Source organism: Arthrobacter sp. 754 (assembly GCF_040548695.1).
Taxonomy (GTDB): domain Bacteria; phylum Actinomycetota; class Actinomycetes; order Actinomycetales; family Micrococcaceae; genus Arthrobacter.
In genome coordinates, this window is sequence record NZ_JBEPSC010000002.1 from 661,281 (window position 1) to 671,400 (window position 10,120).

A 10,120-nucleotide genomic window follows, 5' to 3' on the forward strand; every position below is an offset into this window, starting at 1 on the left:
CGGTCCCTGCGGACCTAACGACAACCACCGACCAGCGCAAACAAAGGCACCTCTATGTCCAGCAGCACACCGTTGACCCGGCTTGCTGACCTGCTTCGGCAGCCCTTCCACCGGGACGGCCGGCCAACCCGGCTGCACCCCCCGGCTGTCTGGGCCGAGGCCACAAGCACCGCAGCCCTCGCCCTGACTCCGGCGTGGCAGAAAACCCGCGGCCTGTGGCTGCGCTACGTGTGGCCAGTTGTCTCGGTGGTCAGCGTCCTGGGCTGGTCGGTCCTTGCCGCCTCCATCCTGTTGTGGAGCCTCGGCCAGGCATTCGGCTGGCAGGAGGCCAAGGCCGCGGCCATCGCCGCGTTCGTCCTCATCCTTATCGCCATCGGGTTCATCATGGGCCGCTCGTCGTACGGTGTGATCCTGGACCTGGCCCGGACCCGGGTGGCCGTGGGTGACAGCGCGGTGGGCAGTATTTCCGTTTCCAACACCTCAACCCGCCCGCTCCTGCCGGCCGCGCTGGAACTGCCGGTGGGCAACGCCACCGCGATCTTCCACCTGCCCAGGATGAAGCCCCGGCAGGTGCATGAGGACCTCTTCACCATCCCCACCGCCCGCCGTGCCGTCATCGTGGTGGGCCCTGTCCGCTCCGTCCGGGCAGACCCGCTGCACCTGCTCCGCCGTCAGGTCATGTGGACTGAGCCGGAAGACCTCTTTGTCCACCCGCGCACCGTTGCCCTGGCCGGCTCCGCTGCCGGCTTCATCCGCGACCTTGAAGGCATGCCCACCACTGACCTCTCAAGTGCCGACGTTTCCTTCCACGCCCTCCGCGACTACGTACCGGGCGATGACCGGCGGCATATCCACTGGAAGACCACGGCACGGACCAACAAGCTGATGGTGCGCCAGTTCGAGGAAACCCGCCGCGCCCACCTTGCCATCTCGCTGTCCATCAACACCGACGAATACGCGTCAGAGCAGGAATTCGAAATGGCCATCTCGGCGGCGGCATCGATCGGACGGCAGGCCATCCGCGAGCAGCGCGAGCTGGATGTCCTGACCCAGAAGGGGCCGCTGCGCTGCGAAACCGGGCGGAACATGCTGGATGACATGACCCGGATTGTCGGCGCACCCATGCGCCGGACCGCCGTCGACCTCGCCCGTACCCTGGCCGATACGGTTCCCAACGCGTCGGTGGTCTTTTTCGTGGTGGGCAGCAATGTCACCCCCGCCCATCTCAGGTCAGCCGCGGCATCCGTGCCGCCGGGAGTCCGCAGCCTGGCTGTCCGCCTCCAGATCGGCGCAGCCCCAGGCCGCGCCAACATCGCGGACCTCACAGTCCTGACCCTCGGCGACCTTGCCGATCTCGCCATCGTCCTCAGAAAGGCCGCCGCATGAGCGCCCCACCGGTCCTCCGGCCTCGACAGCAGCAGCGGCAGACTGAATCCGCGTTCGGCGACGGGCAGCCCATTTGGCATTTCGTGCTCGACGCCGCCGCCCTCACCATACTTCTGGGGCTTGGCCTGCTGGGCTTCAGCCTGAGCTTCGGCGGGGACCCCTACTACCTGGTCTCAGGCTTCGGCGGCATCTTCCTGGGCCTGGGCATCGCTGCCGCGAACGCCCACCTGCGCCTCGGGCTGCTGATCACCACGGCTGCCGCCCTCGGCGCCTACCTGGTGTTCGGCACTGTACTGGCTGTTCCCGACGCGTCGGTGGCCGGCTTCCTGCCGGGCCTTGATTCCCTGCGGACACTGCTCCTGGGCGTCGTGTTCGCCTGGAAAGACATGCTGACAGTGGGCGTGCCGGTCGGGTCAGCCGGCGGCGTGCTGATCGTGCCGTTCCTCAGTTCGCTGCTGACCGCCCTGGTTGGCGGCATCCTCACCTGGCGGCTCAAGAGCCCCTACTGGCCGCTGCTTCCGGTGCTGGCGCTGTTCGTCACCGGCATAGCGTTCAGCACCAACGCTGCCTTCCTGACGGTGGAGCGCGGCATCGGGCTCACTGTCATTGCCATCGCCTGGGCCACCTTCCGGAGGGATGCGCTCCGGCGCAGCGACACCCGGAAGGTCTCCGTGAACCGCCCCGAGACTGATACCGCAACGGCCAGGAAGGCCCGGCTCCGCAGGCTCGGAACCGCAGCGGCCGTCATAGCTGCCAGCGTCGTCATCACCTCCCTCGCAGCGCCTTTGGTCACCGCCAGTTCCGACCGCAAGGTCCTGCGCAACGTGGTGGTCCCGCCGTTTGATCCGAAGGCCTACATCACGCCCCTGGCCAGTTTCCGGACGTTCGTCAAGGACAAAAAAGACGACACGCTGTTCGTGGTCAAAGGCCTGCCGCGGGATGCCCGTGTCCGGCTGGGCGCCCTGGATACCTTCAACGGCACCAACTACAACATGGACCCCAACGGCTCGGGCAGCTTCAGCAAGGTCGGCGACACGGAGTCAATCAACACCCTGGCCGATACGTCCAGCGTGGTCCCCACCAACGATTACTCCATCGACGTCACCATCGAGGACTATCAGGGCTACTTCGTTCCGGGCGGCCGGAAGACCACCGGCCTGAGCTTTGACCAGACCGCCTCCGCCGCGGCGTCAGGGCTTTACTTCAACGCAGGCACGGACACTGCGGTAACCACCAGGGGCCTTTCAAAGGGCGATTCCTACAGCGTCCAGGTCTCGGATCCGGTCAAGCTTGAGCACGGACAGCTGACCCAGTACGACTTCGCCAAGATCACGCTTCCGGACGCTGTCGAGGTCCCGCCGGTGGTGGGATCCCAGGCCAATGACCTCTCCGCCGATGCCCCCACCGCGATTGACCGGGTTCGCCAAATCGAGGCGCACTTCCAAAAGACCGGCGCCTTCAGCAACGGGCTGGTCACCGAGGGACAGTTGCCCAGCGTTTCCGGCCACAGCTCCTCACGGATCCGGAACCTGCTCACCGCCAAGCAGATGCTTGGCGACGACGAGCAGTATGCCGTGTCCATGTCGCTGATGCTCCGCCACCTCGGGATCCCGTCACGGGTGGTGATGGGGTTCTACCCCGAACCCACGAGCCCCGAGAACGGCGCCGGCGAAGTGAAGATCACGGGCAAGGACGTCCACGCCTGGGTGGAAGTGGCGTTCGACCGGGTGGGCTGGGTGACCTTCGACCCCACCCCGCCCAAGGACAACATCCCCATCCCGCCGGACCCCGAAAACAAGTCCAAGCCGAAGCCCCAGGTGCTTCAGCCACCGCCCCCGCCGCAGGAACCCGCCGACCTCCCGCCGGATTCCTCCCCGGATGCGCTGGACGCCGACCAGAAGAAGAACAACCCCTGGCTGTTCTGGGGTGCACTGCTCGGGGCGCTGGGCATTGCCCTCATTCCGATCACCATCCTGGCGCTGCCGCTCCTTTTGATCGCCCTGCTGAAGTCGCGGCGGCGGAAGGCACGTTTCACTGACGGACACCCGGCGCAGCGTGTGGGTGGTGGCTGGAACGAAGTACTCAGCCTGGCCACGGACATGGGCGCGGGAATCGACACCCGTTCAACAAGGCGCGAAAGCGCGGCTGTGGTGGCCGAAGCTTTCCCCGCGACAGGGCAGACCACCACCATGCTCGCGCACCGGGCCGATGCCTCCATCTTCGGCGCGGGCCAGCCGAGCGAGGAAGATGTGCGGGAGTACTGGAACATCGTGGACGGTTCGCTCAAGGAAATGACCGGGACCGTGGGCTTCTGGCGCCGCCAGCAGGCAAGGTTCTCGCCCCGTTCCCTGCTCGCCGACGGCCGCAACGCCCTCAAACTGCGTGGCGCCCGGATCGGACTGGGCCCGCTGGCACCGTCCCGGCAGGGCTCCAAGGCACAACCGGCCCCCACCGGTAGGGTGGAGACCGGCCCGGACACCTCCGGCAGCCCGGCTCCGGCAGTTCAGGAAAGCGGTACCCGGACGACGGCGGCAGCCCCCGAGGCTGATGAGTCCACCGTTCTGCGGAACCCTGGCAGGAAGAAACCCACTGAATCATGACCTACGAGGCCGAGCGCTGCCAGCGGTGCCAGCAACTGATCCGCGGCGGCGCCACATTCTGCACGGCCTGCGGGGCTCCGCTGCCGAACCGATCTGCCCGCAGCGGGCGCAATGCGGATCACGCCCAACGGGCGCTGATGGATCGCGCGGCGGAGCAGCAGTTCCAGATACCCGGTACTATCCCGGTAGTACGAACGGCTCCAGGGGGAGGAACGGGAATGGCAGCCAATCTTGAGCTTGTGCCGGCCACGGCCGGCAAGCGGCTTGGCGCCGCAGTGCTCGACTGGCTGGCGCCGGTCGCAGTGCTGGTGGTGACCTTCTCCCTCGGCTTCGCGGGCATCACGCGTACCCAAAGCGGCGGCTTCATCATCTACGACACGGCTTCGCTGGTCCTGTTCGGCGGCATCGGCCTGGGGCTGACCCTTGTTTACCTTCTGGTCCTCATGAGCCTGGAAGGCCGCACCGGCAATACCGTGGGCAACCGGGCCATGGGGATCCGCAGCGCCGATAAGGATGGCTACGCGCCCGGGGCCGGGGGAGTAGCCCTCCGCGGCCTCGTCACCGGCGCAGGCATCATCCTGACCCTCCTGGCCGCCCTGGCCGTCATCGTCTTCCAGTGGTTCGGCATCGCCACGTTCATTTTGGGCCCGCTCCTCCTGGCCGGTGCCGTCTGGGCCGTCCTGGTGGTGGTTTCAAACACCTGGGACCGCAACGGCAGGCTCCGCGGCTGGCATGACGCTGTATCCAAAACCCTGATGTTCGACGTGAAGGCCGGCCGCAACCCCATCACCTCAGGCGGGATCCAGGGCCCGTACAGCTTCGCTCCGCTTGATCTGCCCCCTGTCCAGCAGGTTGCCTCGCCCGTCGCCGGTGCCGCTCGGCTGCCAACGAACCAGGCGCCGGCGAACCAGGAGCAGCCGCCACTGCAGCCGGCCGCAGCCCAGCAGCCCGCAGCCGTGCAGCCTTACCCACCCTTGCAGCCTTACCCAGCCGTCACTCCGGCACCGGTACAGCCCCACCTTGCGACGCAGGCGCACACTGCGACGCAGCCTTACACGGCGCCGCCGTCGCCGTTCGCGCAGGCTCCGTCCCAGGCCGCCCCGGCACAAGCTTTTCCTTTTCAGCCGGCCAACTCCCAGCCAGCCAACTCCCAGCCGGCCCCCCACCCGGATGAGGACCATGACCGTACGCGGATGCGCGGCGGTGCGTCCTATTCGGCGCCGGTGGCAGTGCTGCGGATCAAGCTCGACGACGGCCGGGACTTCCAGCTCGACCGCAACGTCCTGGTGGGCCGGAACCCGGTAGGCCAGACTGGGGAGCAGCAGTCCCAGGTCCTGGCCATCAATGACCCCGGCCGTTCGATCTCCAAGACGCACCTCCACCTGCTGACCGACGGTGCGGGCGTCTGGGTCACTGACCGGAACTCCACCAACGGCAGCGCCGTGACCACCCCGGATGGCCTGCGCACGCCGCTGCAGCCGGGCGTACCAGCCTTTGTCAGCCCGGGATCCACTGTCCACTTTGGTGACCGTTCCTTCCACCTAGGACAGGCATGAATTCACAACCGGACAGCGTCTCCACTGACGATGACCACGCATCGGGCCTCAGCCTGAGTTACGGCTACGGGACGGACCGCGGGCTGCGGCGGGAGCTCAACGAAGACTCCTTCATCGCCTCCGATCCTGTCTTCGCGGTGGCGGACGGCATGGGCGGACACGAAGCAGGGGAGATCGCCAGCGGGATGTGCGTCAGGGCCCTGGCCGCCATGCCACAGCTCGCAACCGGGGAGCGGTCCGTCACGGCCTCCGTTCTCCAGCAGTACCTGCTCCGTGCCGACAGTTCCATCAGGGACGTAACCGGTGCGCGCGCCGGAACCACCCTCACCGGAGCCGTCGTCGTCGAACAGATGGGAATGCCGTACTGGCTGGTCATGAACATCGGTGATTCGCGCACCTACCGGCTGAGCCAGGGCAACTTCGCCCAGGTCAGCGTGGACCATTCGGAGGTCCAGGAACTGGTCGATGCGGGCGAAATAACGCCTGAACAGGCTGCCGTCCACCCCCGCCGGCACGTAGTAACCAGGGCTCTGGGCACGGGCGACGAGACCGAGGCCGATTACTGGCTGCTGCCTGTTGAAGAAGGCGACCGGATCCTCGTCTGCTCCGACGGCCTCAACGCCGAGCTGACCGACGAGCACATTTTCCGCATCCTGAGTACTGTCGGCCACCCTCAGGACGCAGTGGATGCCCTGATCCAGGCAGCACTCCGCAACGGAGGCCGGGACAACGTCACCGTCATTGTGGTTGACGCCAAGAACGTGATGAACGACGCCGGCATTGCAGTAACTGCGCCCCGCCGCCCCGCCGATGCCGAACAGGAAGTCACCCTGCCCCGGGCACAGATCGTCGACGCCAGCAGGCCGGCGGACCGTGAAGACGAAAAGGGGGAGCGCTGACATGGCTGCCGCTGGCTACACCTCAGGAACCTGGCTTGGAGTGATCCGTTCCCGCACAGCTGTTTTGCTGGGGCCCGGGTCCTCGCCCGAGCTCGCCCAGTCGTTGTGGGATTTGCTGGGGACGACCCCGGAAGTCCATGAAGTGCTGCATGCCGTCACCAGCGGCTTCGGCGTTTCCCTGGCTCAGATCCCGTCGTTCGGAATCGTGGATTTCCGTGACTCCCTCAGGGTCTTCCTCCGCGGTGACCTTGACCTGATTGTTCAGCTGCCGGATGCCTCCGTTGAGTTGAATGGGCGGGATGTCACCACCTGGACGGAGCGCCGTCTCGCTGCTCCCGAGGGGTACGTCCTCACCGTCGCAGGTGATAGCCGGCCGGGAACCCTTCTCCCGCTCGGCGAGGGCGTGGTCCTGCTCCGGTCCCTGGCCATGGCACTCGCAGCCAACGGGGATGCGGCCTACGGGGACGCAGCCAACGAAACTGCTGTGCCCGACGCCGTCGCCGCTCAACCCGAAGCCGGCCCTCAGCGTGCCGTTGAACCGGTGCCTGAAGTGGACAAGCTGCCTGAATTTGAGCCTGCTCCGGAACCTGAGCTTACGCGCGCAGAGGCGCCTGCAGCTGCACCCGTACCTGACGCTGCCCCTGAGGTCGAGCCAGACGTGGTGGAGGAATCAGAAGCGGGGCCGGCAGCTGGACCAAGCAGCAGCGGCACCGGCACCGGCGCCATGAGTGGGGACAGTGAGGTCTCGGCCGAAACGGTGATGGGGCTCATGGACGAGGACTCCCGCTATGCGGAAAACCCGGAGCCTGTGCTGCCTGAAGCTCCCGTGTCCTTTCCGGACCAGGTGCCTGCCCACGAACTGACGGGCAGCTACGACCATCTCTGGGAAAAAACCGTCGTCCGCCGCATCGAAGATGCCGCCGTCCGCGACGAGCCCGAAGCAGAGGACCCCGGGCATCCAGAAAACCAGGCACCGAACCAGGCATCGAACCAGGCACCGAACCAGGCACATCTGAACCAGGCGCCGGACGATGACGCAGCGCCGGCAGCCGCAGCTTCAACCGGCCTCAGCGGCGGACTGATCGATTCGGTCCCGTGGCGGACCGGTGCCGGCAGCGCCCCCGCTGTCCAGGTTCCGCCGTCGTTCAACCTTCCGGCGGCCCCGGGAGCACCGGCCCCGCTGGCTGCGGACCCGGGAGTATCGGCACCCGCAAAACTCGCCCCGGTCTCCGGGGCAGCAGTCTCTCCGGCTGACTTCGACCCGGACCACGACGGCCAGACCATCATGAAGAGCGACCTCAACGTCAAGCACGGTCCGGCCGGAACGGCCGCGCAGCCGGACAATGCGCCGGAGCCCCGCACCGCCGTCGGCCCCCTCGTGCTGGCCCGTGTCTGCGAACGCGGGCACGCCAACCCCCCGACGCACGCGCAGTGCGCAGTCTGCCGCTCGCCGCTGCCCGCCGACGCCGTCCAGGTGGCGCGGCCGCGGCTGGGCAGGATGCGGGTATCAACCGGGGAAATGGTGGATCTCGACCAGTCCCTGGTGATTGGACGCCAGCCTTCCGTTTCCCGGGTCCAGGGCGAAGGAATGCCACGGCTGGTCCAGGTGGCCAGCCCGAGCGGCGACATATCGCGGTCGCACGTTGAGGTCAGGCTTGAGGGCTGGCATGTGATGCTCTGTGATCTCAAGGCCACGAACGGAACAGTCCTGGTCCGGGAGGGCCAGCAGCCCCGCCGGCTTGCCCAGAACGAAATGGCCATCCTGCTGGACGGCGACATCGCTGAGCTGGGGGACGACATCTCGTTGCGTTTTGAGGAGATTCTTTGAGTTCGAAACGGCCGATCGCGCCGCCGCCCCCTATTCCGGGGTTCACGTACATCAGCCTGCTGGGCTCCGGCGGGTTCTCCGACGTCTATCTCTACGAACAGGACCGGCCGCGGCGGAAGGTGGCGGTCAAGGTCCTCCTGTCCGACCTCAAGACCGAGGGTGCCCGGCGCAGGTTCGAGTCCGAAGCGAACCTGATGGCCCAGCTGTCCTCCCATCCGTACATCGTGACGATCTACGAGGCGGAGGTGACCGACGCCGGCCACTCCTACCTGGCGATGGAATACTGCTCCCGGCCGAGCCTCGACGTCCGGTACCGCCGCCAGCGCTTCAGCGTCGATGAGGTATTGGCTGTAGGGATCCAGGTGGCCTCCGCGGTGGAAACCGCACACCGGGCAGGCATCGCCCACCGGGACATCAAGCCGGCAAACATCCTGGTGACGGACTACAACAGGCCCGCGCTGACGGACTTCGGGATCTCGGGAACCCTGGGTGACGCGGCTGACGAGGACGCCGGGATGTCCATTCCGTGGTCGCCGCCGGAGCAGTTTGCCGACGGCCCGGTCGACGGCATCATGGTGGACGTCTGGGCACTGGGTGCCACGCTGTACACTCTGCTGGCCGGCAGATCCCCGTTTGTCATGCCCGGCACGGATAATTCCCAGCGTGAACTGATCTCACGGATCACGAACTCGCCCCTGCCACGGCTGGGGCGGGCGGACGTTCCGGATTCGCTCGAACGCGCACTGTCGACGGCGATGGCGAAGTCTGCTGCGTCCCGGTACTCCTCGGCGCACGCGTTCGCCCTTGCCCTGCAACGGATCCAGGCCGAACTGAACCTGTCGGTCACGCCCTTCGAGGTCCTTGAAGAGCAGCACCAGGATGACAGCCATCCGGACGACGGCTTCGAGGAAACCCGCGTCCGGAGCATCGCGGCCATCGATCCCGAGCGCACCGGCAGTGCGCCGACTTTCCCGGCACGCACCCGGCCGCAGGGCGCCGGCAGCGGCGCGCCGCCGTCGGGCTTTCAGTCGTCGGGCTTTCCGCCAGCCGCCGTGCAGCCGGGAGGGCCCCAGCCGCAAGTGCCGGGCAACCTCTTTGCCGGGCAGCAGTCCGGGCAGCAACCCGGTCAGCAATCCGCCGGGCAGCAACCCGGCGCGAACCCGGCCGGTGAATGGGCCCATGCCACCATGCTGCGGGGCAGTGCGCCCGCCGCCACTGAGTACGGCACCCCCCAGGACGCAACCGTGCAAGGGCCGGGCCTCCTTGTCCCGCAGGCAGGACAGGGACAGCAGGCAGGATCCCCGGGCCGGGCCGCTGCGGCAGAGCAGGCAGTCGATGCGACGATCAGCCGTCCCGCTCCTGTCCGGGAAACCGCCCCTGAGGCGCCAACTGACCACGGCAAGCGGAATCTGTGGCTCGGCGTCGCCGGCGGGACCCTGCTGGTCCTCGCCGTGATCGTGGGAATCGTCATGGCCAGCGCCGCGCCCGCGCCGAAGGTGGCTCCGACAGCCGGGATCAGCAAACCTCCGGCGGATGCCCTCGATGACGGCACGGTCCCCGACGTCGCAGACCTGGCGGGAACAGTGGATGCCACGGGCAAGGCGACCTTTACCTGGACCAACCCTCAGCCGAAGGCCGGGGACGCCTACAAATGGCGGGTCTATGCCCTCGGGGGCAGCGGCGAATACCAGTCCACGGCCGAGCCAAGGGCCCAGGTGGCACTGAATCCCAGTGAACCCACCTGCATCCAGGTGATGCTCGTCAGGAGCGACGGCATGTTCTCGCCCCTGGAAGAAGATTCGATCGCCTGCATCCGCAAGTGATTGCAGGCAGACGCATAAACGCTGGGCG

At 67.2% G+C, this 10,120-nt stretch carries 6 protein-coding genes; all 6 read left to right on the forward strand.

The genetic code is table 11. The features are described from left to right. The first annotated feature begins 54 nt into the window (after nt 1-54). The 6 genes from ABIA70_RS08445 to ABIA70_RS08470 all read left to right on the forward strand — a co-directional run bounded on the left by ABIA70_RS08445 (nt 55) and on the right by ABIA70_RS08470 (nt 10,092). On the forward strand, nt 55-1,386 hold the full coding sequence (locus ABIA70_RS08445) for a DUF58 domain-containing protein (RefSeq protein WP_354147137.1): 1,332 nt from the start codon (nt 55-57) through the stop codon (nt 1,384-1,386). Continuing rightward, nucleotides 1,383-3,986 (forward strand): transglutaminase domain-containing protein, encoded by a 2,604-nt coding sequence (locus ABIA70_RS08450; protein WP_354147138.1) that lies wholly within the window; start codon nt 1,383-1,385, stop codon nt 3,984-3,986. Before ABIA70_RS08445 ends, ABIA70_RS08450 begins: the two co-directional genes overlap by 4 nt. Before the next feature lie 218 nt (nt 3,987-4,204). Next, complete coding sequence (locus ABIA70_RS08455; protein WP_354147139.1) at nt 4,205-5,542, forward strand: RDD family protein; 1,338 nt, start codon at nt 4,205-4,207, stop codon at nt 5,540-5,542. Next, nucleotides 5,539-6,441, forward strand: a complete 903-nt coding sequence (locus tag ABIA70_RS08460; RefSeq protein ID WP_354147140.1) for a PP2C family protein-serine/threonine phosphatase — start codon at nt 5,539-5,541, stop codon at nt 6,439-6,441. Before ABIA70_RS08455 ends, ABIA70_RS08460 begins: the two co-directional genes overlap by 4 nt. A gap of 1 nt (nt 6,442) precedes the next feature. Then, nucleotides 6,443-8,269 (forward strand): FHA domain-containing protein, encoded by a 1,827-nt coding sequence (locus tag ABIA70_RS08465; RefSeq protein ID WP_354147141.1) that lies wholly within the window; start codon nt 6,443-6,445, stop codon nt 8,267-8,269. Beyond that, nucleotides 8,266-10,092 (forward strand): serine/threonine-protein kinase, encoded by a 1,827-nt coding sequence (locus tag ABIA70_RS08470; RefSeq protein ID WP_354147142.1) that lies wholly within the window; start codon nt 8,266-8,268, stop codon nt 10,090-10,092. Before ABIA70_RS08465 ends, ABIA70_RS08470 begins: the two co-directional genes overlap by 4 nt. Nucleotides 10,093-10,120: the final 28 nt, after the last annotated feature.